Origin of the sequence: Thermopolyspora sp. NPDC052614, from assembly GCF_040678635.1 — a bacterium.
GTDB lineage: Bacteria > Actinomycetota > Actinomycetes > Streptosporangiales > Streptosporangiaceae > Thermopolyspora.
The window spans coordinates 201,093-224,007 of the sequence record NZ_JBFATZ010000008.1; the positions used below are offsets into that span (position 1 = coordinate 201,093).

The window sequence follows — 22,915 nt, forward strand, 5'->3', positions numbered from 1 at the left end:
CGCGCCGCAGCCGGGCGCGGGCCGCGTCGGCGGCGGGGGCCGGACGGCGCGGTGGTGCGATGTAGGCGGCATGCTGCCTGGCGCAGGCCGGCCCGGTCGGACACAATCGGCGTGGCCACCTGCCCGACGGCGGCTCCCGGACGGTGGGCCGACCGGTGGTGAGCCGCCTGACGCGGCGTGGCGGTCCTGCCCATACCAGGTCATCGTGCCGGGAGTTCGGTCCGGCCCTTGGCGAACGTGCCCGCGTACCCGGACGTGATGCCGAGCGCCATCATGTCGATGTCGTTCGACCCGACCAGCGCCGCCACCCGCTGGGGCTCCACCGGCACCTCCACCGGGCCTCGTGCGCCCTGCACGACCCGGGTGGCCCGCTTGGCGGTCGCCGCCCGTGCACGGCGGGCGGCGTCGACAACTCCGGCCCAGCCCGCCGGACGCTTGCGGCGGGTGCCGCGACGGCCGGGCCGGGCTCACGCGTCGGCCGGCGGAATGGGGAAGTTGGTGTTGAAGACCTGGTCGGGGTCGTACACGCGCTTGATCTCGCGGAGTCGCGTCAGGGTCGGCTCGGGGAAGGCGTCGGCGAGGCGTTCGGGGCGCGGGTCGGTCTCGAAGCTGAGGTAGAGGCCGTCGGCGTGGGGCTGGAGCCAGGCGTCCCAGGGCTGGTCGAGCCGGTCGCGGCCGAGCGCGCCGCTGAGGGCCACGACGGAGAAGTTCTGGTGGCGGTGAGCGTAGGCGGTCGCGGCGGGATCCACGTCGTTGACGGCGCCGCCGACGGCCCTGATCTGGGTGAAGTACGAGATGCGGTCGGTGACCAGTTTGGCGACGCCGCGGGAGACCTCCGGGGTGAGGTGCTCGAAGAGGGACGAGCGGCTGATCGGCGAGTGGCCGGAGGAGGTGAAGTGCGGCTCCGCCGGGCCGATGATCCCCGAGTACGGCGTGAGCACCGCCTGGTGGTCGAGGACCGGGGCGATGTCGGCCAGCCGTTGCAGCGCCTTCACTGCGGCGTCGGTGTCGTCGCTGCCGTACACGGTCATCAGTTGCGCGATCGTGGACGGCGCGGCGCGGCCGGTCGCGGCGAGGATGAGGAAGCTGGTCAGCTCGCGCGGCGAGGTCTCGACCACCTGCCCCCACTTCTCCAGCAGCCCGGCCGGGTCGCTCGCGTCCAGCACGAGGATCGAGTAGACGACGTTGCCGGAGTCACCGAGCTCGGTGGCCTGGAGCTCCAGTGAGGTGACCGCGCCCATGTTGGCCCCGGCGCCGCGTACGGCCCAGAACAGGTCGGGGTGGTTCTCCGCGTCGGCGCGGACGACGCGGCCGTCGGCGAGCACGACCTCGGCGGCGCGTACGTGGTCGAGGGTGAGCCCGTGCAGGCGGTTGAGGAAGCCGATGCCGCCCGCGGTGGCGAGGCCGCCGACGCCCACGCCGCCGTAGTCGCCGGAGCTGATCGCCCACTTGTACGGGTTGAGCGCCTCGGCGACCTGGCCCCAGCGGGCTCCCGCGCCGAGCCGTACCAGCCGGGAGGACTCGTCGAGGACCTCGATGGAGTTGAGCGCGCCGAGATCGACGACGATGCCGCCGTCATTGGTGGAGCGTCCGCTGAAGCCGTGGCCGCCGGACCTGATCGCCATCGGGACGTCCTGCCCGCGCGCGAATGTGATCGCCTCGGCGACCTCCTCGGCGCTGCGGGGGCGCAGGACCAGGCCGGGCCGTCCCGGGTGGACGTAGGTGGAGCGGACCGTGTCGTAGCCGCGGTCGCCCGGCTCGACGGCCCGTTCGGCGAGGCTCGGCGGCAGGTCGTCGTAGGCGATGCCCGGACGGCGGGCGGCGAGGGCGGCGCTGCCCCGGCGGCGCTCGGCGGGGGCGGTGCCGGAGGAGCGGCGCTCGGCGGCGACGAGCTCGCGGAGGGCGGGGGCGACCTCCTCGCCGAAGATCTCGATGGTCTGGGGGTCGTCGGTGGCGAGGATGAAGGTGCCGATGCCCTCCTCGAGGGCCAACGGAGCGAGCTCCTCGACCCACTGCTCGGGCGTACCCTGCAGGAAGCCCCGATTGGCCGAGGTGAACGCGCCGCCGATGTTGAGGATGCGGCGGATCTCGGCGGGGTCGCGTCCGGCCTCGATCGCGGCTGCGTCGATCCGGGCGTTGCCGTCGGTGAGGCCGTCGCGCTTGATGTAGGCGAGGGTGACCAGCCAGCCGTCGGCGACGCGTCCAACCAGCCGCTGCATGCGCGGCTTGAGCACGCCGAGCCAGATCGGGATGTCGTGGGCGGGGGCGGGTCCGCGCTTGGCGCCGACGACGCGGTGCACCTTGCCCTCGACCTTGAGCAGGGCGGGGTTGCCGGCGTCCCAGATGCCGCGGATGATCTCGATGCCCTCAGCGAGGGACTCGACGGACTCGCTGGGGCTCAGCCTGCGCCCGCCCATGGCGGCGACCGCGTCGACGAAGCCGCCCGCGCCCAGGCCCAGGGCGAGGCGGCCTTTGGAGAGCAGGTCCAGGCTGGCGGCGGCGCGCGCGAGCACGGCCGGAGGGCGCAGCGCGAGGTTGATCACGTTGCCGGAGAGCGTGATGCGCTCGGTGGAGGCGGCGACCCAGCTCAGCAGCGTCCAGGTGTCCAGAAAACCCGGCTGGTACGGATGATCCTGAAAAGTGGCCAGGTCCAGCCCCGACGCCTCGGTGAGCCGCGCAAGCTCCACGGGACGCTGAGGGTCCTCGTTGGCGGGAGTGATGAAGGTCCCAAAGGTCAGTTGATGACCATAGTCGGCCATGACGACTCCATCTCTGATCAGATCGTTGTTGAACTAAACCATAGTCCATACAACCTATATTCCCACACAACGATCTGCCACACAGATGGATATGCTAGGCTGAGTCCATGACCACCGAGACCCCTCCGACCTCACCGGACACCGAGACGACGGATCCCTTCGTCGGCGAGTTCGGCTGGGCGCTCACCGTCCTCCTCCGGGAGTGGACCGCCAGAATCGAGGCCGCCGTCGGCGACCTGCCCTACGGCCCCCGCGGCTACAGCGTGCTGTCGATGGTCGTCCACGAGGAGCCCCCCAACCAGGCCACCCTCGCCGCCCGCCTCGGCGTCGACCGCAGCGCCATCACCCACCTCATCGACGAATACGTCGCAACCGGCCTGGTAGAACGCCACCAAGACCCCGCCGACCGCCGCATCCGCCGCATCGTGCCCACCGAGCGCGGCCGTACCGTCCTGGCCGCCCTCGACGCCCGCACCCGCACAGCCGAACAGGACCTCCTAAGCACCCTCCCCGAACCCGACCGCCACCACCTCCGCCACCTACTCACCCAACTCGCCAAGTCCCTCCCCCACGACCCCGACCGCTGCGGCACCGCCGCCCGCAGCCTCCAGTCGCCCCCAACCCTGCGATCAACTGGCGATCAGGTATCCGGGCGAATTTCAGGGCCTTAATCGCGGATTTCCCTCCAGAACAGGCGTAGAATTAGAAGCAATTCCTCGCCTGGTGGGGGTTGATCGAATGCTGGTGGGGTTCCGCGCCGCGAACGTCCTGTCGTTTCGGCGAGAGTTCGAGTTGTCACTCCTCGCACCACAGGGCGGAGACCAAGCCGCGAGAAACGTGGTCGGCCTGCGCGTGTCACCGGTGGCGGCGATCTTCGGGGCCAACGCCAGCGGAAAGACGAACGTGCTGGCCGCCATGCGCTGGATGCGCCATGCCGTGCTCGACTCGGTGGCCGACTGGGCGCGGGGCAAAGGGGTTCCGCGGCGACCGTTCGCCTTGGACCGCGAGGCCGCCGACGAGGCATCCCTCTTCGAAGTGGACGTCCTGATCGGCCGTGACAGACATGTCTACGGGTTCGAGGTGTCCGACGAGCGGGTGGAGACCGAATGGCTGCACGTCTATCCGCAGGGCAGCCGCCGCCGACAGGTCTGGTTCGAGCGGGACGCGGAACGCCCTGAGCGCGGCGAAGACGAATATCGCTTCCCGAGCGACCGATTGAAGGGCGCCAAGAAGCCGGTCATCGACTACACCAGGCCAAACGCACTGTTCCTCACCGCAGCAGGGTCGCTGCAGCTGAAACAGCTCCTGCCGCTACATGACTGGTTCAAGGACAATCTGTATCTGGTGGGCCCAGGCGACGATGCGTCCCTGCGCGACGCCACCACTCGACGCGAACTGCTGCGACCTGAGTTCCGGGAGCGTGTCGAAGGTCTGCTGACCGTCGCGGATCTGGGCGTCACCGGGGTCGAGGTTGAGGAGCGAGGCGACGAACCACCCGAAGTCTCCCTGATCCACCGCGGCAAGGACGGACCCGTGCCATTCGACATCGGTCACCAGGAGTCCTTCGGCACCCTCGCCTGGTTCGCGTTCCTCGGCCCTTTGCTCAAAGCCCTCGACGACGGCGCGGTGCTGCTGGTGGACGAGTTGGACTCCAGCCTGCACCCCATCTTGGTGGCCGAGGTAGTCCGACTCTTCGAGGACCCCGTCGCCAACCCACACGGAGCACAACTGGTGTTCACCGGGCACGACGTTACGCTGCTGAGCAAGGCCCACGTCGAACGACCGCTGGACCGCGACCAGGTGTGGCTCACCGAGAAACGCAAGACCGGGGAATCCGAGCTCTATCCGCTCACCGACGTGGGGGTACGCCCGGACGAAAGCCTTGCACGCGGCTATCTGCGCGGCAGATACGGCGGCGTGCCGCACATCGGGCTCGGCGGCATCGCGGTAGAGATAGAGAACCGAACCACGGACACGCGCCGGTGAGCCGGGTCAAGCGAAATGGTCCACCCACGGGCGGTGCCCGCCTGCCCCGCGCCGTGACCGAGTTACGCCCGTGCTGAACCGGGGCCGCACAGGCTCCCTCGTGTCGTGCCTCCACATTGACGAGACCACACCGCCGACGCCAGCCCAGCCCGCCCGCGATCACACGGCGCGACCGCTCGGCCCTCAGGAAACTTCCGGAGATCTCGCCTCACTGCCCGCTGTCGCGAAGAATTCTGTCGACCTCCTCCGTCAGTTCCTGCCTGCTGTAGAAGCGGTCCGGCAGCTCGTTCAGCCGCGCCATCGTCTCCGCGGGTATGTGAAGGTGCTCTGATGCGCAGGAGTACACCTCACGACGGGTCGCTTGGTCCCGGTCGCGGAAGACCTCGTCCAGGACCCGGCGCATCTCGTCCAGCACGCTCTGCTCGATCATGTTCATCCCTCCTTCCGCCCCCCTACCCACGGACCAGGCGAACGTACGGCTGAGCGTCAACGTCGTCGGGCCGCCTCGGCCTCACCCACGCGGCCGCCCTTCCTGGCGATCGTCACCTGCGGTTACGGCGATCATCAGCACAAGCGTTCGATGTGGTTGGTGACGCGGGCCGAGTCGGAACACTAGTGTGGTAGCCGTGGATGGGTGGAACGACAGGGAGCGCGCCGCCTTGGTGGCGCTGCTTCGCCGTACCACGACGGAGAAGGGCGAGCGCGATCTCGTCCAGCGGATTACCGAGGGTGCGTCGGCGACGGCCCTGCTCCATGAACGTCTGGCGCCCACCGACCTGTTCTCCGACCCGTTCGAGGAAGCGATAGACGAGGCGCGCAGGGAGATTGCCGCCTGGGAACGAGAGGGCTTTCAGGTGATCGCCTTAGGGGACGATCACTATCCCTATCGACTGCGAGATGTGTTCGATCGCCCTCCGCTGCTGTTCGCTCGCGGAGCGGTTCTGGCCGAGGATGATGGCGTCGCCGTCGTGGGTGCTCGATCGGTCTCCCCGGCGGGCCGAGCCATCGCCGAGGAATTGGCCACGCAGCTCGTCAGGCGTAACCTCGCCGTCGTCTCCGGCCTGGCCGCGGGCGTCGACACCGCGGCGCACCGGGCCGCGATTCGCGCGCACGGCCGTACCGTAGCGGTCATCGGCACTGGCATTCGCCGACATTTCCCACCGGAAAATCGTGATCTTCACCGAGAGATCGCCGAACACGGCGCCGTCTTCTCTCAGTTCTGGCCCGACAGAGCACCAGATAAGAGCACTTTTCCGCTACGCAATGGCACGATGTCGGGGTACAGCCTGGCGACGATCATCGTTGAGGCCGGCGAGCGAAGTGGCACCCGCGTTCAGGCCCGTAAGGCCGTGGAACACGGGAGGCCAGTGATCTTGATGCAGTCGGTGGTCGATGAAACTCAATGGGGACGGGTCGCCGCGGGTAAGCCCGATGTCCACGTGGCTCGCAGCGTTGATGAGGCCATGACCATCGTCGACGGTGTGCTGGGCCGCCCAAGGCAACTTGAAAGTTTGCTGTCGCGGCTAATCTGACGGGGTGGCCGAGACCTCACCCAGCCTGCGGGAGATGATTCGCGAGCGACTTTCATGCCGTCCGACGGTCTCACCGTCGCGTGAGTAGGTTGTAGCCCGCGTCATGTCTAGGCAAAGACGAGGTGAAGGCGCCTAGCCTGAGTCATCGCGACTTCAGGAGGTGCACGGCCGTGTACGACGAGGTCACCATCGGTGCCCGGCTCCGAATCCTGCGCCGTTGGCGACGGATGAGCCTTGAGCAATTGGCCGGGCTCGCAGGCCTCAGTCCCAGCTTTCTGTCGATGGCCGAGCGGGGCCAGCGTGCGCTTGATCGACGGTCGCACATCGCCGCTCTCGCCGCGGCGCTGAAGGTCTCCGAGACGGAGCTCGTTGGCGGGCCGCATCTGTCGGCCGATCCGGTGCAGTCGCAGCCGCATGCCAACATCACCGCGCTGCGTCTCGCTCTCACTTCGGCGGAGTTGGGCGAATCGGCGGTGGATCGCGCCCGGCCGGTCGCCGAACTCGCCGCTACCCTCGCCGGGCCGATCGAGCAGGCCTGGCGGCGCAATGACTACGTGACGGAGGGCCGGTTACTGCCCTCTGTGATGGACGAACTCCACTACCACGTGGCGAACCCCGCCGACGAGCACACCCACCGTCTGGCGCTCGAAACCCTCGTTGAGGCGGCGGTGCACGCTTCCGGCTTGGCCCGCAACCTCGGGTACCCCGATCTGGGGCACATCGCCTCCGCACTCGCCGTCGCTGCCGCCGCCCGTCTGGACGATCCGGTGGCCCGGGGGAAGGCCATGTTCGTTTTCGCCCGCTCCGACGGCAGCGATTGGGCGCGGGCCGCACAGCGGGCGGTAAGAGAAATCGAAAGACTTCAGCCTCACGTCCGTGACGACCGCCCTGAGAGCATCCACGTCCTTGGCATGTTGATGCTCAACGCCGCGATGGCCACAGCGGCCAGCCTGAAGGCCGACACCGCGCGGGGCTGGCTCAGTGAAGCCGCCGACCTGGCCCGCCGGGTCGATGACGACATCGACCGCAACTGGGAGAGTTTCAGCGCTACCAACGTTCGGATCTGGCGCGTGAAGATCGGCGTGGAACTGGGCGAATCCGGAAGACGAGTCAGAGAACTGGGGAGCGGCGTCGATCTCACGCGCCTGGCCACATACCCCGCGCGGAAGGCGAACTTCCTGACCGAGACCGGCCGCGGCCTTGCCCGTGAGAAGAGCACCCGCGAGGAAGCCGTACGGTGGCTGCTTCAAGCCGAGAAGGCCGGCCCGCAGCGGTTCCGGAACAACGCGCGAGTCCGTGAGACCCTCGCCGTCATGCTTGAACAGGCCAGAAGCAGTGCCGGTGGCCGAGAATTGCGCGGGCTCGCCGCGAGGGTAGGCGTTCCCCACTGACCTCTGCGGGCGCTGGTCTACCCTGGCATTCACACGCGTGAAGATTCACAGCAGCAGCGCCTACTACTTTCCGTGCCGTGACAGACACGCTACGGAACATGCACGCCTACCTTGAGCGATTGCGCCTGGAGATCCTCAAACGGGGCTGGGCCGCACGTCTCTGCGAGTCCGGCGTCGGCTTGACACTGCACGTTCGCAACCCCAACGAGTCGGCGCTCACGGAGACGATCGGTTGCGAGGACGGCCGCTTCCTCTGGTCATGGGGCCAGGCGATCGGGCTCGTGAGCGATGTGACCGGCGTCGCCGACCGCATCCTGCATGTCCTGCGCGATGTCTCCGAATAGAGACCCTTCTCACGGTTACCGTGTCACGGTTCACCCCACACTCCAGCAGAAGCGATCTTATGACCAGCGGAAACGATAAATCACTTGAAGAGACCCCGCCTCTGTCCGCTTCGGCGTACCAGGGGGAGGATGGACAGAGCCCTTCATGCCGCGGCGAGGGCGGCGTGAAGGGCACTCGGAGCACTCGGTGGCTCCTTCAGCGCGACCCGAAGTCCGTGGGCGAGGCGCGTCGCCTGGCCCGTCAGACCCTCATTTCGTGGGCCTTTCCCGCCCAGGTCATCGACGATGTGCTGGTGGTGATCAGTGAGTTGACCGCGAACGCGATCGTCCACGGCGGTGGCCGGGTCCTGGTCTCGCTGGATCTGCACCCCGGCGGCTCGCTGACCGGCACCGTCACCGACACCGGACTCGGGCGTCCCCGCGTCCGCGACGACCGGGACGGCCTTGCCGAGAACGGTCGGGGCCTCTTCCTGGTCGACCGGTTGGTGAGTTGCTGGGGCGTCACCCCCGCTCCCGAGGGTCCCGGCAAACTCGTCTGGTTCCATGTGCGTCTCCCGGCCGTCGCATCGCCCGCCGATGAAACTTTCACAAGCGGGACGGCGGCGGCCACGACCGCTAACAATGCGGATTTCTCCCGGTGAAGCGCCTTGCGTTCAACTGACACAAACGGACCGGGGAAACCGAGGATTACGGCCGTCGGTCCCCTGCCGTCGCGGACGGGCGCTTGACCGTACGGGATCCTCGGGCGGCGTGAGCCGAAGCCGCGCCGCCCGATCCCGCGCCGAGCGGAGCGACTACGCGGCGATGTGAACGCGGTCGCCGGCGCCCTCGGAGAGGAACGACGCCAGTGCCTGCCCCTGCTCGGTCACCTCCAGGCGTTCGGCCCGGGAGAAGTCGCGCAGCGGGGTGACGGTCCCGGTGTCGGCTTCGACGGTCCAGGTCGCGGAGACCCGCCCGTCGACCAGGACGACGCGGGCGCCGGCGACCGACAGGCCGCGTGGGCGTCGTCGATGATGCGGCTGCGGTCGTCGTAGCCGAGGACCGCGTTGTCGAACGCCGGAAGGAACCGCACCGGAGCGGGTGTGTCGGGGTCGGGGCGCGGCGCGTCGGGAAGGTCCAGCAGTTCCCGGCCGCGCTCGTCGCGGAAGGAGACCAGTTCCTCGCGTACGGCGTCCACGGCGGCCGGCAGTCCGGCGAGGCCGCACCAGGCGCGCAGGTCGGCCGAGGCGGCGGGGCCGTACGCGGCGAGATAGCGCCGTACCAGCGCCTGGCCGACGGGGTCGGAGGCGTCCGGGGGCAGCGGGGCGACCTCGCGGCCCAGCCATGAGGAGAACGTGGCGTAACGCGCTCCCCCTTTCGCCCGCCACAGGCCGCGCGGCGGCAACTGGGCCGCCGGGATGAGGCCGGGGATCAGCAGCTCCCCCAGCGCCCGGGGCCCCGGCTTCGGCCAGCGTTCGCCGAGCTCCCGCGCGAGCCCGATCGCTGTGCGGGGCTCGCCGTCGGCCATCACCGCCAGGCCCGCGGCCTGGAGTTCGTCGAGGTCGATGCCGTCGAGTTCGGCGCGGTAGACCCCGAGCACCCGCTGGCGCAGCATGAGGTCGTGCCGGGACCGCCAGGCCAGGGCGTCGTCGGCGGTGACGAGGTGGACGGTGCGGCGCATGAGATGGGTCCGCACCACGCTGCGCCGGGTGAGCAGGTCGGAGAGCACCGCCGGGTCGAAGGCGCGCAACCGCGACCACAGCCCGACGAACGGCTCCTGCGGCTCCTGCGCCTGCAGGCCGCACAGGTGCGCGACGGCGTCGAGGACCGGCAGGTCGGCGTGGTCGAGCAGCATCTGCCGGGCGAGCGTCGCGCGGTTGAGCGCCCGGGTTCCAAGGACCGTCTTCGGGTTGTGTCGCCGCGTCTTGATGGACATTCTGCCCCAACACCCTTCGATGGTCGTTTCCTGACGCGGGCAGCCACCAGGCCGGAGCACAGGTCAAGACCTTGGTCACGCGGAAGTCCACCGTGGTCCAGGCCTCCGGCGGCTGCTCGCCCTGGACTACGGTCGCACACAAAGCGGCCAGGAACTGTCCGCTTTTTACGGCACCATGGGAGTGTGCCGAACACTTCAGGGCGACTGCTGACGTTGCTGTCGCTGCTCCAGACGCGCCGGGACTGGCCGGGGGCGCTGCTGGCCGAGCGATTGAACGTCAGCCCGCGTACCGTGCGCCGGGACGTCGACCGCCTGCGTGAGCTCGGCTACCCCATCGCGGCCGCCAAGGGCCCCGACGGCGGATACCGGCTCGACGCGGGCGCGGACCTGCCGCCGTTGCTGTTCGACGACGAGCAGGCCGTCGCCCTGGCCATCGCGCTGCAGCTCGCCACCACCTCCGGGGTCGGCATCGAGGAGGCCGCGGCACGCGCGCTGAACACGGTCCGGCAGGTCATGCCCGCACGGCTGCGGCACCGGATCGACGCCCTCCGGGTCACCACCGTCGAGCGGCCCACGAATCGGTCGGAGCCGCAGGTCGGCAGCGACGTGCTCATGGCGCTCAGCACCGCCGTCCACCGCCGCGAGGTGCTGCGCTTCGACTACATCCACGTGTACGCGACACAGGACGACGAGATGGCGCCGCCGCGCCGGGCCGAGCCCCACCACCTGGTCACCTGGAACGGGCGCTGGTACCTCGTCGCCTGGGACCTCGACCGTGAGGACTGGCGCACCTTCCGCGCCGACCGCATCACCCCGCGCGTCCCCACCGGGCCTCGGTTCACCCCGCGTGAGCTGCCCGGCGGTGACGTGGCCGCCTTCGTGGCCGCCAGGTTCTGGGACTCCAGCTTGTACGACTGGCCCTGCCGGGGCGAGGTCATCCTCGACCTGCCCGCGTCCGCCGTGTCCCCGTACTTCCGCGACGCGGTCGTCGAGGAACTCGGCCCGGACCGCTGCCGGCTGCTCCTGGGCTCGTGGTCATGGGTGGGCCTCGCCGCCACCATCGGCAGGTTCGACGCCGACATCGAGGTCGTCCGGCCGCCCGAGCTCAAGGACGCCTTCGCGCACCTGGCCCGCCGCTACGCCGCCGCGGCGACCGGCGCGTCCCGCGGAGCCGTCCACGATCCGCCGAATGGCTGAGCCACTGCCGTCTTCCGGTCGCCGGCGGGCGGCTCACCTCCGGCGCAGGTCGACGCCCCGCTCCTGAAGTCGTACGGCTCGCGCGACCAGTTCGGCCGGCTCGGCGTGAGGCCGATGCTGGACGGCTGCCGACCTCGGCGAGGAACTCCGCGCTGCCTCCGCTCAGCCGCACGGCGTGGACATGCGGTCAGAGGCCCGGCGCAGGACGCAGCACAGAACACCGCGCACCCCACGCGGGTCAGCCCCCGCTCCCGCCGCCGTGCGCCCCACAAACCGCGCCTTCGACCACGGCGTGTGCATTTCTCCATGGAACGAAACGCCCCTTCAGGACACCATGGCGCAGCGTGAGCGCCCCGCGCAGGGCCGCGCCGCACACCATCTGACGCCCGCGCCCCTGCGGCGACGCTCGCGACAAGGAGTACACCGCCATGACCCATGCACTGACATCGAGGATCCCGTTCGAGACGCTCGGCGACATCGAAGCCGCAGCCCTCGAGTCGTTAAGCCATGAGGTACGCGACTTCCTCGAAGGCGGCGCCGGGGACGAGTGGACGTTACACAGAAACCGGGAGGCGTTCGGCGAATGGGGATTCGCCCCGCGGATCATGCGAGGCCGCCACGAGCCCGACCTGCGAACCGTCTTCATGGGAGTCCCGCTGCGCACACCGATGCTGACCGCCCCGTTCGGCGTCGACCAGTTGTTCCACCCGCAGGGTCAGAAGGCGGTCGCCCGAGCCGCCGCCCGCGCCGGCATCTCGGGAATGGCCCCGGAGGCAGGCTCCCACTCCTTCGCCGACGTACGACGCGCGGCGCCTGACGGGATGGCCTTCGGGCAACTCCACCCGGTAGGCACCGAGGACTCTTTCGTACGCCGCCTGCGTCACCTGGAAGAGTGCGGCTTCCGCGCGCTCGTGGTCACCTGTGACACCCCGACGGCCGGATGGCGGGAACGCAACCGCCGCAACCACTACACCCCGCCGCATTCCGTCGCGGGCGGCAACTTCGCCGACGACGAAGGCAGCGGCGACGCCTTCGCCGACCTCTTCGGCGGATCCGGCCCGGCCTGGGACTGGGAGAAGCTGGGCCGACTCATGAAGGGTACGACCCTACCCTGGATGGCCAAGGGCATCACCACCGTCCACGACGCCAAGGCCGCGATCGACGCCGGAGCAAGCGCGATCGGCGTCTCCAACCACGGCGGACGCCAACTCGACCACCTCCCGGCCGCCCTGGACGTACTCCCCGAGATCGTCGGCGCGGTGGCCGGCCACGCCCAGATCGCCTTCGACAGCGGCATCCGCCGAGGCTCCGACATGGTCAAGGCCCTCGCCCTCGGCGCCGACGTCGTCCTGCTCGGCCGACTCGCCATCTACGGCCTCATCGTCGGCGGCGAGGCCGGAGTGACGCGGGTGCTCGACCTCCTGCGCGAGGAGGCGACGAACATCCTCACGCTGCTGGGCTGCGAAGGCGTCACCGACCTCGACCGACGGTTCCTGCGACGACTCTGAACAAAGCGTGCTGCTTCACCCGGTTCACCGATGTAGCGGCGTGCACTGCCATGACACGAGCACACGCCATTGGCGCAGGGTTTCGCCCTGTTCAAGGCTTGGGCACCGACGGCGTGGGCACTGCGGCCGATGAAGCGTACGATGCCGGGCTTCGCGCGCGAACCTCTACCCGAGGGGGAGTTTGTCCGCGACGCTGCGGCCCACAACTCCACGCCGTTCCGTCCCACGCCCCGTACGCCGGGGCTCACTTCACCGCGGCGTGAACCCTGTGGCGACGCCGTACGGCGAGCAGGCGGCGGGTCAGGTCGGCGACCATGCCGACAAAGGTGAGCGTCCACGCCGGCATCGCCACCCAGACCCACAGGCGGCCGATCTCCTCGACGATCGGCAGGTGAATGGCGCGGCCCAACTCCATGCTGGCCACGGCGTACATGCCGAGCGGGAAAATGACGCTCCACAACTGCGGCAGGTATTCCAGCCGCACGCGCTGCAACATGTGCCGCCATATCCCGAAAAGCACGAGCATCGGGATCAGCCAGGTTCCGAACGCCCACAGCACCACCGCGAGCCCGGCGATCAGCGGACGGGCGGCGGTGATCGCCGGCGCCTCCGGCATGCCGAGGATGCGGGCGGCGACGAGCACCGTGATCGCGGTGGCTCCCATGGTGACCCAGTACGGCGGGGTGAGGTCCTCCGGCCGTACCTCAAGCAGCAGCAGCCGGGTCAGCACGAGCGTGGCGACGATCAGATACAGCATCAGCCCGACCGACCACATCAGCACGGCCGCGAGCGCGGCGGGGCGGGCGTGCGCGGGGAACATGACCACGAGCGCGCTGATGATCACGCCGATGGACTGGGTGCCGACCACCCAGATGAACCAGGTGCCGTTCACCCCGGCGAGCACCGGACGCGGACGCGGCCCGAGGATCAGCCGCACCGGGATCCCGTAGCTCAACCCCATCCACACCAGGGCGGCGAGCACCCCCAGCCCGACGGTCACGCCCAAATGGCCGTCGGCGGCGAGCCGCGCGCCCAGCACCCCGCACGCGGCGACCACCGTGAAGAAGGCGTACGCCCGGTCGGCCGCCGACAAGTCCGCCAGCAGTTCGGCCCGGAAGACGACCACCCGCACGGTCAGCGCCACGAGCAGGACCGCGAAGCAGACCACGGCGATCGCCGCGAGCAGCCCGGACAGCGTCCCCAGCCCCACGTCGAGCAGCGCCGAGGAGACGATCCCGGTGGCCATCACCAGCGCGAAGTAGCCCGGGTACAGGTGGCGGGCCGGTCGCAGCGGCGGCCATACCGCGCGGGCCGGGGTGGTCGAACCCTGCACCATGCCTGTCCCCCCGGATCCTCTGTATTCGTGTGATGTCAGTCGCGTCACGTCATGCCCGTGGCACGGCACCGGGACGCGCCTCGCTGGACGGGGCCTCGGCGGGCGTTCGCGGGCCGCCACGATGTATGGCGTCGAGGGTGACAAACAGAGCGCGCCGCCGACACGGCCCATCGGACGCGGCTGACGTGACCTTGGACACTTGACGCCCCGACCGACGCCGGGATCAGGGCAGGGCGCCGGCCTCCGCCGCGTCGATGGCGGCGATCACCTCCTGCAGCGACATCGAGCCCGGGGCCCGGCGTTCGCGGGCGAAACGGTTGGCCAGGCGACGCAGCGCGTCGTTGGCGGGGGTGGGGACGCCGTGGAGGCGGCCGAGGAGGGCGATCTCGCCGTTGAGGTAGTCGGTCTCGATCGAGCCGCTGCGCCGGGTGAGGCTCTGCCAGGACGAGCTGCGGTTCGGGGGCGTGTCCGGAATGGGGGTGGCCACGACCTGATCGCCGCGCCGGGCGCGTTCCTCGTCCTGGGTGACGTACGCGATGCCCGCGGCGTCGAACGCCGCGTAGCCCTCGGCGCGCACCCGCGGGGCGATCGCCCGTCGGCCGGAGCGGTCGTCGCAGACCGCGTCGTAGGCGTTGAGCAGGTTGTTGAGGAGTTTGGCGTACTTCCAGCGCATCACCCTGTCCTCGGCGAACCCCAGCAGGTGGTTCTTGGACAGGTCCTCGGCGATGCGGCGGGCGGTGTCGTCGAGGCCGGAGGGGTAGCGGCCGACGTGCAGGATGCCGTTCAGCGGCGTGCCGTACGCGGCGACGACCCCCGGGTCGAGGTGCGCGGCGGGCAACCATACGCACATGCCGTACACGCGGGCGAAGAGGCGCAGTGCCAGGCGCTCGTTCTCCACCGCGTTCTGGGCGCAGACGAGGGGGAGCCGCTCGGCCGCCGTGCCGCCGCCGTCGACGGGCCGGTCGGCCCAGGCCTGCAGCGCCGGAAGGCTGTCCTGGGTCTTGACGCACAGGACGAGCACGTCGTCGGGGGTGAGGCGCAGTTCGTCGGGGGACTGCACGGCCGGGATCGGCAGGGTCGCGGAGCCCTGCGGGGCGACCAGGCGGAGGCCCTCGTCGCGAAGGGCGCGGTGGTGCGCTCCCCGGGCGACCAGGACCACGTCGTGGCCGCCCTCGAACAGCCGGCCGCCGATCGTGCCGCCGATGGCCCCCGCGCCGATGATGATGTAGCGCATGGGTCCGAGCATCCCATGAGTGTTCGCGCGGGTACGGCTCGGTCCGCCGGGTGGACGGTGGACGCCCCCACGCGGCGCCGCCGGGTCAGGTGACCTTGCTCGCCCGGGACGACCAGGTGTCACACGAGCCCGGTTTGCCGGATTTGTACCCTCGCTGCATCCAGCGGTATCGCGTCTTCTGCAGGCCGTGGGTACGGCTCCACTTCTTGGCGAGCGTGCCGGAGTACAGATACGCGAACTCGTCCGTGGGCGGCAGTCGCCGCCGCATCGCCCGCAGCGCCACACCGGACAGGCAGTCGGCCTGAAGCTCCAGCCGTCGGCTCACCAGGTATTCGGCCTTCTTGGTGGTGGCGGCGTTCAGCAACGCGGTCTGTTTGGCCAGGATCTTGGTCAGGTACTGCAGATGGTGACCGTATTCGTGGCCGGACACGTCGGCCGCCCACGCCTTCCACGGCCTGGAGGGGAACGAGGGATCATCGATGATGAAGTACGTCTCGATGGAATCGCAGTAGGTGCCGGCGGCTCCCTTTACCGGCATAAGTCCGCATACCGGGTGTTTCACGCGCTTTCGTACGTACTTGCGGTGTGGCGGCGTGAAGGGCAGGTCCACCTCGCGGAATTCCCGGGCCCAGATCTTGTCGAGACAGGACGCGACCTTGTCCAGGTAGCGCTTCTTCGAGGACCAGCGTCGCTCGTCCACCGCCGGCAACGCGCAGTTCGCCTTCGCCCGGGGGGCGGAGTAGATCATGCGCTTGACCTTCACCGCGCGCGCCGCATCGCGTTCGTCCGGCACTTCGGATTCCTCGGACTCCTCGGACTTTTCGCCGTTCGTCGCGCCCGGCCGCAGGATGTTCGGCGTCCAGTCCGGCATGTGCACGGGCGGCGGGATCGGTGGCGGAGGGTCGGGCGTACAGGCGACCAAGAATGCGCAGACGACCAGAGGCACGGCGAGGCGACGCATGGCCCGAGAGCATATGACCCATTGATCACGAAATATGGGTCAATTCCAGAACGCCCTGATTCACCCCGTAGCTACGGAGCGGAGGACCTCTATTCTCGGGACATACCCGACTAAATCAGGTTGTGCGGCACGTATCCGACGCAGGGCACCTTGTGCTCGTACTCGACCACGCGTACGTGGTGACCCCGGCGGCCGAAGGTGAACTCGTCGCCGTGCCGTACCCCGTGGAGGCGATACCGCCAGCCCAGCGCCGGATCGTAGTCCGGGGCGTGGTTGAGCTCGGCGGAGGCGTTCACCAACGCCTCCGCGTACGGCACCGCCTCCGCCGGAAGGTAGATCTCCGTGCCGCGTTTCGAGGCGAGGAAGTCCAGATCCTTGGAGTGGTCGAGGTGGGTGTGCGTCAGAAAGACCGTGTCCACCTCCCGCCCCTCGTACAGCCCCGCGTCGAGGCTGCACCGCAGCTCGGGCACGTGGAAGAGGGTCCTGTCGTTGGAGCGGGAGTATCCGATGAGGGTAAGCCCGCTGCCGGGCATCCGCCACGTCTTCCACTGGCGGAACGGATGCCCCCGCTCCAGCCGCTCGGGATGGTCGAGGTGGCCGTTTCGATCGGATCGGTCGGCTAGGTCGGCTTGATCGGTTCGGTCGGACCGCCGCTTCGGCGCCTGGCTCATCGGAGTAACCCTCACGAATGCTCGCCCTGGGCGCGTTCCGCCCGATGTTTCGCGCCGATGGTACGCCGATGCTATGCGGTCCCGACGGCGGCCTGAAAGCGCTTTTCCACGCGAGAAGGCCCCCTTCCATGGGTGGAAGAGGGCTGTGAACCGTGCCCGACGCCGTTGACGCGGCGAGGCCGGGCAAGCCGAGGCCGGCTCGGCGACGCGCCGGGCCGGCCTCGCTCGCGAATGTCCGCACCTGACCTCGACCGATGACGCGGGCGGCCGACGGTTCCCGATGTCGATCGGCGCCGCCGGCCGCCGCGGTCCTTCGGGTCAAGCGCCGGGACCGCTGTCGGCAGGCCTCGCGTCAGAACCCGAAACCGGAGCAGAAGCCATCGAATCCGATGAGTCCGAAGTCACCGAACCCGCCGAATCCGCCGAAGCCGCCGAACCCGCCGAACCCAAAGCCCCCGAGCCCGCAGGAGCCCGAGAACCCCCCGCAGCCGCCGAGGACCGACGTACCGCAGGTCCCGCTCGTGGTGGACGCCTGAGCCGGGGCCGCGAGCGCGGTACCCATCAGTGCGCCACCACTGGCGAGAGAGGCGGCGAGGATGATGCTAGCCAAGCGCGTGCGCTTCATTCGTCACTCCTTGTGATGTCGGTTGGAGCAATGTGGCTAATGTCCGCTATCGCGGCAGAAATGCCGATACGTACAGTTATTTAGCAAACACGTACCGTTATCGGAAAATAGGGACATTGCTCTTGTCCGGCCGTGGACATGCCCTGTGGAGCGCTCGACGCTCCGACCACCGCCGCCCCCGACTCCGGCCCCGCAACCGGACCGGACCGCCTCCCCGCACCGCCCGCCACCATGACCACCGGCCCGGCCACGCGATCCCACCGAGATCGCCGTCCGCCCGCCGACCATCACCGGCGATCGTTGTCCAAAGTCCACTGGACGCCCTCTGGACGCGAATCCCTTGGGGCCCGCCCACACCCGTGCGAGCGTCGTACGTGACCACCGCCGGCAGGTGCGTCGACTGGATGGGCCGCATCAGCGGCACCGAAGGCGGAAAGCGCGGAACCAACTGCGGCTGCCCCCGTCGACCACCCAGACCGCACCGCCCCCTTCGACCGACCGATGGGAGCGTTTACCTCCCCACTCCACGGCGCCCTGCCCTTCGGGAAGGACACCGGGTCAGCCCTGCGGCTGGGCCTCCCGTACCCGATCGCGCACCACCGCGACCCCCAGCCGGCGATCATGAAGAACACGCCCTTCACGATCGAAGAGCATCCACAGCCCGCTCACGAGAAGCCACCACAATCCGACCCCGGAGACGAACGCCAGGAGAGGAAACGCCACCCCCCGAAGCGCGGCCCAGCCCGCACCCAACCGCCCGCCCCCGGACCCGACGACGACGCGAATACCCAGCCCGCCCCCACAGGGCATGCTGCACCCAGAAATAAAGGAACACCCCGGCCAAAATGACCAGCTCCCCAGGCTTCACCGGGCTACGGATCACGTTCACCTCGGCCCGGTCAAGAAGCCCGGCCCCCATCCGGACCGTGAAGCTCGTATCGATCAGAGGCCAGGCCGCGCCCACGACAGCGCTGAAGACCACAACGATGATCAAATAATCGACCAGGCCCGCCACCGGCCTCCGCCACACCATCTCGGCCCCCGCACCGCCCGACTCCCGCGCGCCGACCGACCCCGTCGCCCGGGACGCGGCGAACACCAGCGCCGCCGCCACCAGGAGAACCAGTTGAGTGGTCCCCCAACCACCGGCCGCCGCCCTGAACCAGTCCGCACTGAACAGCGAAATCATCTCGCCGCAGCCGCTCCGACCGGCGTACAGCGAGGCGAGCGGTTCAATGACCGCGCTCAGCACAAGAAGCCCCGCCACCCGCCGCCCCGTCACCCCGGGATCCCTGCCTCCCAGACACGCCAGAAGGCCGAGCACGACCACGAGCGCCGGAACCGCCCATTCCCTCGTGATCCCCATGACCGCCGCAAGATCATGACGCAACGGGGCAAGCGGCGACAACGTCGTCCCGCCGCTGAACAGACACACCATCCCGTAGATGTCGTCCGACTCATGGGTCCGGGCGAACTTCTCACGCTCCAGCCCCTCCCACCACGACCCCAAGGTCGGAACCGCGGCAACGGCCGCAGCCGCCACCCACGCCGCCAGCACCGGCCACGACATCCGGGAAATCCGCCGCACGATGATCCCTTCCCTCAGCGGATCACCTTACGACGCCCGGCCCCCACCCCAACCCCGACGAACCCACCCCGCCCGCCATGTGAAGATCTCGATAACCGGGCCAACACAGGCCGCACCAGGCCTCGGCCCGCAAAGGCAGAACCATCGCAGGGAGAGTCAATGATCCGTCGTTGGAGTCCCGCCGACGTCCCCGCGCCGCTCGCGGCCTACAACCACCTCGCGGCCGTCCCAGCCGACCACGAACTGGTCGTCTTCGCCGGCCAGGTGGGCACACTCGCCGACGGCACCCTCGCCGGCCCCGACGCCGAGTCCCAGGCCAGGCAGTCCCTCGCCAACATCGAAGCCCTACTCGACTCACTCAACGCCGGACCGGCCAACCTGGTGAAACTGTTCACCCTGGTGGCGGGAGCCGAACACCTGCCCGGACTACGCGCCGCACTAGGTGACGTGCTCGCCAGATGGTTCCCCGACGGCGACGTCCCCCCGAACACCCTCGCCATCGTCGCCGGACTGGCGACCCCCGAGATCGTCGTCGAAATCGAGGCCACGGCAGCGGTCCCTACCCGGTGACTTCGCCCGCCGTACCCGCGAGGCTTCTCACGACGCCGCTCGAAAACCGACGACGCTCCAGACAGCAGCCGCACGCGCCCCCCGTCGTCTCACCAGGTGACCCACACCGCCGTCGCATCGTCATGCCGTTTCGCACCGCCGCGCGGCCCGTGCTCGGTCTCGGCCTCGCGCACCTGCTCAACCAGCCGTCCGGGGCCATCCTTCGCCGCCGTGGCGACGACTTCCTCCCAGGTGCGGCCGTACCACTCGACCAGCCGGGACACGCCGTCGGTGACCATCAGCACCCCGTCCACCGCCCCGGCCGGCACGGCACCGGTCAGTGCCTCACCCGCGGCCTCCGGGCAGGTGCTCGCCACCCAGAACCCGCCCACCCTGTTTCGCGACGACCGCACCAACTCCACGCTGTACGGCCTGCCGCCAGGCAGGCGATCGACGCGGTCATCGTGGACCACGGCCAACGTCCCATCCACGCCCCGCAAGACGACCGATGAGTCACACAGCACGAGATACTCCACCAGGCCCGCGCGCTCACGCAGCACGGCCACCGTAGACGACGGCGAGTCCGGGTTGCCCAGGTCACAGACATCGCCGTGGGCGGCCATCGTGCCACGAATCGCCGCAGCCAAGAGCGTCGGCAGGGACTCCTCGGCCCGGGTTACGAGCTGGCGGGCAAGCGCCGAACCGAGCTGCCCAACGAGCCAAGACACGTCGTGACGGCATCCGGAGTCAACATCGGCGCGGGCGGTCGCTCCATCGAGCACGACCACCCACGACGGCCCGGCGACAACGAAGTCCTCGTTACGTCCACCGGGCATCGGCTCGGTGCGGTAGGTGACGTTCATCGGTCGGCCACGCACCGTCGAGGTACGTTTGCGCTGTACACGGATCCCATCGCGGCGTCCCCCATCAGGCCCGGTACGGATGCCGACCCCGGCCCAGCCGAACCCCGTTCGGTGCAGGGGTGCCTGCACCCGACGGGCGTCTGTGACGAGCGTAGACGGCCCGGCACCCGGCGGACAGGGGGTCACGACGGATGCCGGGCCTGTTCGTGGCCGCCCGCCGTGGGGGTGGCGGGGCCACAGGATCGGGCACGACGGCCACGATTCACCCTGGGCTGCGTCCCGCGGCTCCGCAGAGCCGACCAGGGGTCCATGCCGCCGCGCCCGGCTTCACGGGCCGTCCGGCTCGCCGAACTGCTCGGCGAGCGCCTCGCCCGCCGTCTCCTGGTCGTCCTCGACGATGGGCGGGTCGTCATTCCGCAGCCGGTCGGGCGAGGCGATGTAGGCCATGTGCGAGAGGAACTCGGGTCCGCCGATCACAGCCCATCACGCTCCATCCGCAGCCGCGCGGCCCGGCGCACGAATCCCGCCATGCGCCTGAGGGCTTGCTCGTCGCGTGCCCTAATGGTCCACCCGGTCTCGGTGTGCTCGGCGGACACGCGGCCCTCGCTGTCCTGCTCGACCGGGCCGAAACCGGGCATCTCCTGGTCGCTCACGTCCACCCCTCGGCCAGGGCGAGGGACGTCTCGGCGGCCCTCATCTCCTCCTGCAGCCCTTCGACCGTGTGGGCGTCGACGACCAAGGGGTGCGGCACCGGCCACGCGGCGAACGCCCAGAAGGCACGCGACCAGGGACCGTACAGGACCGTCCAGGCGTGCTCCCGGTCGTTCAGCGCGTCCGCTTCGTCCCGTCGGTGCCGATCCCACAGGCGGCGGCGTACGGTCACGTGCGGCGTGCCGAGGCGATGCCGCCCGCCCGTCACCGCCGTCGAGGACGAACGCGAACGTCCGGGGACGGGCGAGGGTGATTCCGACCAGCACGGCGAGCATGACGGCGAGGCCGAGCACGTAGACGGCCAGGGCGGGATGCTCACCTGCGGCCTGAGCGAGGGAAGCAAACGTCGGGGAAGCCACACGGTGACCGTAAGGTGCACGCACAGTCACGACGGGTATCCTGTGCACCCCATCGCCGAGGGGTGCGGAGTGCACCCCTCGGCTACAGGGGCAGTCCGAGCCTCTCGGCGAACGCCCGTGCCCGCCGGTCGATCAGCGCGCCTCCCTGGTCGACGATCTCTGACACCATCTGGCGGCCCGTGGGGCTGTAGTGCACCGAGTCGTGAGAGATCGCGTACGCCTCTTCCAGCCAATGCAGGGAGGACGTGAAATCGCGCCGCTGATAATAGGCGCGGGCGATCTCGACCATCAGCCGCGCCCGCCGCTCCCTGCTCGGGATCGTGTCGGGGTTGATCCGCTCGGCACGCTCCATCGCCGTCGCCGACTTCGACAGGTCCGCCCCGATGGACACCGCGTGCAACTCGACGTTGGACGCGCCGAACATCGTCCACCGATGGTGGTAGCCGCGGGGAAGCCGCCGCGCCACCGCCTCACCCTCATCCCAGTACCGCCACGCATCTCCCTCCCGGCCGGCACGCGCCGCCGTCGTGGCCGCGTGAAGCTGGAGGGCGCCGTACATCGCGCGCAGTTCGTCGGTGCCGTCCTCAAGGTACGGCCGGAGCAGCTCGGCCGCGTCCTGGACGAGTGTGATCGCACCGTCCACGTCTCCGCCGGACCGCTGCACGATCGCCAGCGTCCACGCGCCCCCGGCGAGCGCGAGGGGATCGTCGGCCTCCTGCGCGGCCGCCATCGCGCGATCGGCCACAACCCAGAGGAACTCCGGCTCGCTCGCCCACACGATCACGTGCTGCACCAGGGCCCACAGGTCCGACAGCAGCGCGTTCGCCTCCCGCCGTTCCCGCCCCTCGGCGGTGCGCGCCGCCGCCCGGACGTCGGTGACGAGCGAGGGCAGGATGCGCCCCACGTCGGTGCGGTGCGTGGGCGAGGTGTGCCAGGTGTGCCACGCCTCGGCCGTCCGGGCGCGCAACATGTCGAGGTCGGCGGGCGAGTCCGGCACGGTGAGCAGGGGATCGCGTACGGCCTCGCGGATGGCCGGGACGGCCTCGTGCGGTATCCGCGCGAACGAGCTCACCGGGATGGACGCGCCACCGAGATCCATGTCGGTCCCGACGAGCACCGCCACATCCCCCACGGCGAGGACTTCGGCGAGTCTCACCAACATGGGCAGACGCGGGGGGAGGCGCCGGCCGCTCTCAATCCCCTTCAGCCACTCGGGGGAGCGCCCGACCAGTCCGGCGAGCACAGGGCGGCTCATGCCTTTGCGCTCTCGGATGATCTGAATGCGCCGCCCTGTCTTTTTGCCCTCAAGGTCGTCGAGCATGGACGTACTCTCGATTCAGTTCGGTCAGCACTGTCAGGCTACGCGCGCCCGCGTCGCCGCGACAG

23 protein-coding genes and 1 pseudogene are annotated in these 22,915 nt (G+C 69.7%); 9 read left to right on the top strand and 15 right to left on the bottom strand.

All coding sequences use genetic code 11. The features are described 5' to 3' along the window. Nucleotides 1-200: 200 nt before the first annotated feature. A complete protein-coding gene (locus tag AB0K60_RS19395; protein ID WP_364056364.1) occupies nucleotides 201-335 on the bottom strand; it encodes a hypothetical protein in 135 nt (44 codons plus the stop codon). A 132-nt stretch (nucleotides 336-467) separates the two neighbouring features. Then, entirely contained in the window at nucleotides 468-2,759 is a 2,292-nt protein-coding gene (locus tag AB0K60_RS19400; protein ID WP_364056367.1) for an LLM class flavin-dependent oxidoreductase, read from the bottom strand. Nucleotides 2,760-2,866: 107 nt separating this feature from the next. On the opposite strand from AB0K60_RS19400, the gene AB0K60_RS19405 reads away from it, so the two are divergent. Together AB0K60_RS19405 and AB0K60_RS19410 are read left to right on the top strand one after the other, a co-directional pair. After that, a complete protein-coding gene (locus AB0K60_RS19405; protein ID WP_364056370.1) occupies nucleotides 2,867-3,430 on the top strand; it encodes a MarR family transcriptional regulator in 564 nt (187 codons plus the stop codon). A 67-nt stretch (nucleotides 3,431-3,497) separates the two neighbouring features. Continuing rightward, the gene (locus tag AB0K60_RS19410) at nucleotides 3,498-4,745 is read left to right on the top strand and encodes an ATP-binding protein (protein WP_364056373.1); all 1,248 of its coding nucleotides are present in this window, start codon (nucleotides 3,498-3,500) and stop codon (nucleotides 4,743-4,745) included. A 208-nt stretch (nucleotides 4,746-4,953) separates the two neighbouring features. Here AB0K60_RS19410 and AB0K60_RS19415 read toward each other — a convergent pair whose 3' ends face one another. Beyond that, on the bottom strand, nucleotides 4,954-5,175 hold the full coding sequence (locus AB0K60_RS19415; protein ID WP_364056376.1) for a hypothetical protein: 222 nt from the start codon (nucleotides 5,173-5,175) through the stop codon (nucleotides 4,954-4,956). A 232-nt stretch (nucleotides 5,176-5,407) separates the two neighbouring features. Between AB0K60_RS19415 and AB0K60_RS19420 the strand changes: the two genes are divergently transcribed. The 4 genes from AB0K60_RS19420 (at nucleotide 5,408) to AB0K60_RS19435 (ending at nucleotide 8,653) form a co-directional block, all read left to right on the top strand. Further along, the gene (locus AB0K60_RS19420; protein WP_364056775.1) at nucleotides 5,408-6,277 is read left to right on the top strand and encodes a DNA-processing protein DprA; all 870 of its coding nucleotides are present in this window, start codon (nucleotides 5,408-5,410) and stop codon (nucleotides 6,275-6,277) included. A gap of 170 nt (nucleotides 6,278-6,447) precedes the next feature. Beyond that, nucleotides 6,448-7,668, top strand: coding sequence for a helix-turn-helix transcriptional regulator (locus tag AB0K60_RS19425; protein WP_364056379.1), 1,221 nt, complete (start codon nucleotides 6,448-6,450; stop codon nucleotides 7,666-7,668). 98 nt (nucleotides 7,669-7,766) lie between these two features. Beyond that, the gene (locus tag AB0K60_RS19430) at nucleotides 7,767-8,012 is read left to right on the top strand and encodes a hypothetical protein (RefSeq protein ID WP_364056382.1); all 246 of its coding nucleotides are present in this window, start codon (nucleotides 7,767-7,769) and stop codon (nucleotides 8,010-8,012) included. A gap of 59 nt (nucleotides 8,013-8,071) precedes the next feature. Then, the gene (locus AB0K60_RS19435; protein ID WP_364056385.1) at nucleotides 8,072-8,653 is read left to right on the top strand and encodes an ATP-binding protein; all 582 of its coding nucleotides are present in this window, start codon (nucleotides 8,072-8,074) and stop codon (nucleotides 8,651-8,653) included. A 153-nt stretch (nucleotides 8,654-8,806) separates the two neighbouring features. Here the strand turns inward: AB0K60_RS19435 and AB0K60_RS19440 are convergent. Beyond that, a pseudogene (locus AB0K60_RS19440) lies at nucleotides 8,807-9,927 on the bottom strand (winged helix DNA-binding domain-containing protein). Nucleotides 9,928-10,110: 183 nt separating this feature from the next. Between AB0K60_RS19440 and AB0K60_RS19445 the strand changes: the two are divergent. Together AB0K60_RS19445 and AB0K60_RS19450 are read left to right on the top strand one after the other, a co-directional pair. After that, nucleotides 10,111-11,124, top strand: coding sequence for a WYL domain-containing protein (locus tag AB0K60_RS19445; RefSeq protein WP_364056388.1), 1,014 nt, complete (start codon nucleotides 10,111-10,113; stop codon nucleotides 11,122-11,124). Nucleotides 11,125-11,552: 428 nt separating this feature from the next. Further along, nucleotides 11,553-12,632, top strand: coding sequence for an alpha-hydroxy acid oxidase (locus tag AB0K60_RS19450; protein ID WP_364056391.1), 1,080 nt, complete (start codon nucleotides 11,553-11,555; stop codon nucleotides 12,630-12,632). A gap of 244 nt (nucleotides 12,633-12,876) precedes the next feature. Here the strand turns inward: AB0K60_RS19450 and AB0K60_RS19455 are convergent, their stop codons facing one another. The 6 genes from AB0K60_RS19455 to AB0K60_RS19480 all read right to left on the bottom strand — a co-directional run bounded on the left by AB0K60_RS19455 (nucleotide 12,877) and on the right by AB0K60_RS19480 (nucleotide 19,047). Next, the gene (locus tag AB0K60_RS19455) at nucleotides 12,877-13,968 is read right to left on the bottom strand and encodes a tellurite resistance/C4-dicarboxylate transporter family protein (protein ID WP_364056394.1); all 1,092 of its coding nucleotides are present in this window, start codon (nucleotides 13,966-13,968) and stop codon (nucleotides 12,877-12,879) included. A 223-nt stretch (nucleotides 13,969-14,191) separates the two neighbouring features. Continuing rightward, nucleotides 14,192-15,214 carry a 2-dehydropantoate 2-reductase N-terminal domain-containing protein gene (locus AB0K60_RS19460; RefSeq protein ID WP_364056397.1) on the bottom strand — a complete coding sequence of 341 codons (1,023 nt, stop codon included), beginning with the start codon at nucleotides 15,212-15,214 and terminating at the stop codon, nucleotides 14,192-14,194. A gap of 73 nt (nucleotides 15,215-15,287) precedes the next feature. Further along, nucleotides 15,288-16,073, bottom strand: a complete 786-nt coding sequence (locus tag AB0K60_RS19465; RefSeq protein WP_364056778.1) for a neutral zinc metallopeptidase — start codon at nucleotides 16,071-16,073, stop codon at nucleotides 15,288-15,290. Nucleotides 16,074-16,273: 200 nt separating this feature from the next. Further along, nucleotides 16,274-16,834: an MBL fold metallo-hydrolase gene (locus AB0K60_RS19470; RefSeq protein WP_364056400.1), complete on the bottom strand. Its 561-nt coding sequence runs from the start codon at nucleotides 16,832-16,834 to the stop codon at nucleotides 16,274-16,276. A 352-nt stretch (nucleotides 16,835-17,186) separates the two neighbouring features. Beyond that, entirely contained in the window at nucleotides 17,187-17,459 is a 273-nt protein-coding gene (locus AB0K60_RS19475) for a hypothetical protein (RefSeq protein ID WP_364056403.1), read from the bottom strand. A 637-nt stretch (nucleotides 17,460-18,096) separates the two neighbouring features. Then, complete coding sequence (locus tag AB0K60_RS19480) at nucleotides 18,097-19,047, bottom strand: hypothetical protein (RefSeq protein WP_364056406.1); 951 nt, start codon at nucleotides 19,045-19,047, stop codon at nucleotides 18,097-18,099. A 159-nt stretch (nucleotides 19,048-19,206) separates the two neighbouring features. Here AB0K60_RS19480 and AB0K60_RS19485 point away from each other — a divergent pair, with 159 nt between their 5' ends. After that, nucleotides 19,207-19,617, top strand: coding sequence for a RidA family protein (locus AB0K60_RS19485; protein WP_364056409.1), 411 nt, complete (start codon nucleotides 19,207-19,209; stop codon nucleotides 19,615-19,617). Between the two features lie 89 nt (nucleotides 19,618-19,706). Here the strand turns inward: AB0K60_RS19485 and AB0K60_RS19490 are convergent, their stop codons facing one another. The 5 genes from AB0K60_RS19490 to AB0K60_RS19510 all read right to left on the bottom strand — a co-directional run bounded on the left by AB0K60_RS19490 (nucleotide 19,707) and on the right by AB0K60_RS19510 (nucleotide 22,850). After that, the gene (locus AB0K60_RS19490) at nucleotides 19,707-20,459 is read right to left on the bottom strand and encodes a protein phosphatase 2C domain-containing protein (protein ID WP_364056412.1); all 753 of its coding nucleotides are present in this window, start codon (nucleotides 20,457-20,459) and stop codon (nucleotides 19,707-19,709) included. Between the two features lie 327 nt (nucleotides 20,460-20,786). Continuing rightward, on the bottom strand, nucleotides 20,787-20,936 hold the full coding sequence (locus AB0K60_RS19495; RefSeq protein WP_364056415.1) for a hypothetical protein: 150 nt from the start codon (nucleotides 20,934-20,936) through the stop codon (nucleotides 20,787-20,789). Beyond that, a complete protein-coding gene (locus AB0K60_RS19500) occupies nucleotides 20,933-21,112 on the bottom strand; it encodes a hypothetical protein (protein WP_364056418.1) in 180 nt (59 codons plus the stop codon). The genes AB0K60_RS19495 and AB0K60_RS19500 overlap by 4 nt, the downstream gene beginning before the upstream one ends. Continuing rightward, nucleotides 21,109-21,378, bottom strand: a complete 270-nt coding sequence (locus tag AB0K60_RS19505; RefSeq protein WP_364056421.1) for a hypothetical protein — start codon at nucleotides 21,376-21,378, stop codon at nucleotides 21,109-21,111. Before AB0K60_RS19505 ends, AB0K60_RS19500 begins: the two co-directional genes overlap by 4 nt. A 233-nt stretch (nucleotides 21,379-21,611) precedes the next feature. Further along, nucleotides 21,612-22,850 (bottom strand): helix-turn-helix transcriptional regulator, encoded by a 1,239-nt coding sequence (locus AB0K60_RS19510; protein WP_364056424.1) that lies wholly within the window; start codon nucleotides 22,848-22,850, stop codon nucleotides 21,612-21,614. Nucleotides 22,851-22,915 lie beyond the last annotated feature (65 nt).

Bases quoted from the DNA above. Each gene is read 5' to 3' on its own strand.
- AB0K60_RS19510 (WP_364056424.1), bottom strand. From the start codon at position 22,850: ATGCTCGACGACCTTGAGGGCAAAAAGACAGGGCGGCGCATTCAGATC.
- AB0K60_RS19490 (WP_364056412.1), bottom strand. From the start codon at position 20,459: ATGAACGTCACCTACCGCACCGAGCCGATGCCCGGTGGACGTAACGAG.
- AB0K60_RS19470 (WP_364056400.1), bottom strand. From the start codon at position 16,834: ATGAGCCAGGCGCCGAAGCGGCGGTCCGACCGAACCGATCAAGCCGAC.
- AB0K60_RS19430 (WP_364056382.1), top strand. From the start codon at position 7,767: ATGCACGCCTACCTTGAGCGATTGCGCCTGGAGATCCTCAAACGGGGC.
- AB0K60_RS19460 (WP_364056397.1), bottom strand. From the start codon at position 15,214: ATGCTCGGACCCATGCGCTACATCATCATCGGCGCGGGGGCCATCGGC.
- AB0K60_RS19405 (WP_364056370.1), top strand. From the start codon at position 2,867: ATGACCACCGAGACCCCTCCGACCTCACCGGACACCGAGACGACGGAT.
- AB0K60_RS19475 (WP_364056403.1), bottom strand. From the start codon at position 17,459: ATGAAGCGCACGCGCTTGGCTAGCATCATCCTCGCCGCCTCTCTCGCC.
- AB0K60_RS19415 (WP_364056376.1), bottom strand. From the start codon at position 5,175: ATGATCGAGCAGAGCGTGCTGGACGAGATGCGCCGGGTCCTGGACGAG.
- AB0K60_RS19410 (WP_364056373.1), top strand. From the start codon at position 3,498: ATGCTGGTGGGGTTCCGCGCCGCGAACGTCCTGTCGTTTCGGCGAGAG.
- AB0K60_RS19455 (WP_364056394.1), bottom strand. From the start codon at position 13,968: ATGGTGCAGGGTTCGACCACCCCGGCCCGCGCGGTATGGCCGCCGCTG.
- AB0K60_RS19450 (WP_364056391.1), top strand. From the start codon at position 11,553: ATGACCCATGCACTGACATCGAGGATCCCGTTCGAGACGCTCGGCGAC.
- AB0K60_RS19400 (WP_364056367.1), bottom strand. From the start codon at position 2,759: ATGGCCGACTATGGTCATCAACTGACCTTTGGGACCTTCATCACTCCC.
- AB0K60_RS19485 (WP_364056409.1), top strand. From the start codon at position 19,207: ATGATCCGTCGTTGGAGTCCCGCCGACGTCCCCGCGCCGCTCGCGGCC.
- AB0K60_RS19435 (WP_364056385.1), top strand. From the start codon at position 8,072: ATGACCAGCGGAAACGATAAATCACTTGAAGAGACCCCGCCTCTGTCC.
- AB0K60_RS19465 (WP_364056778.1), bottom strand. From the start codon at position 16,073: ATGCCGGACTGGACGCCGAACATCCTGCGGCCGGGCGCGACGAACGGC.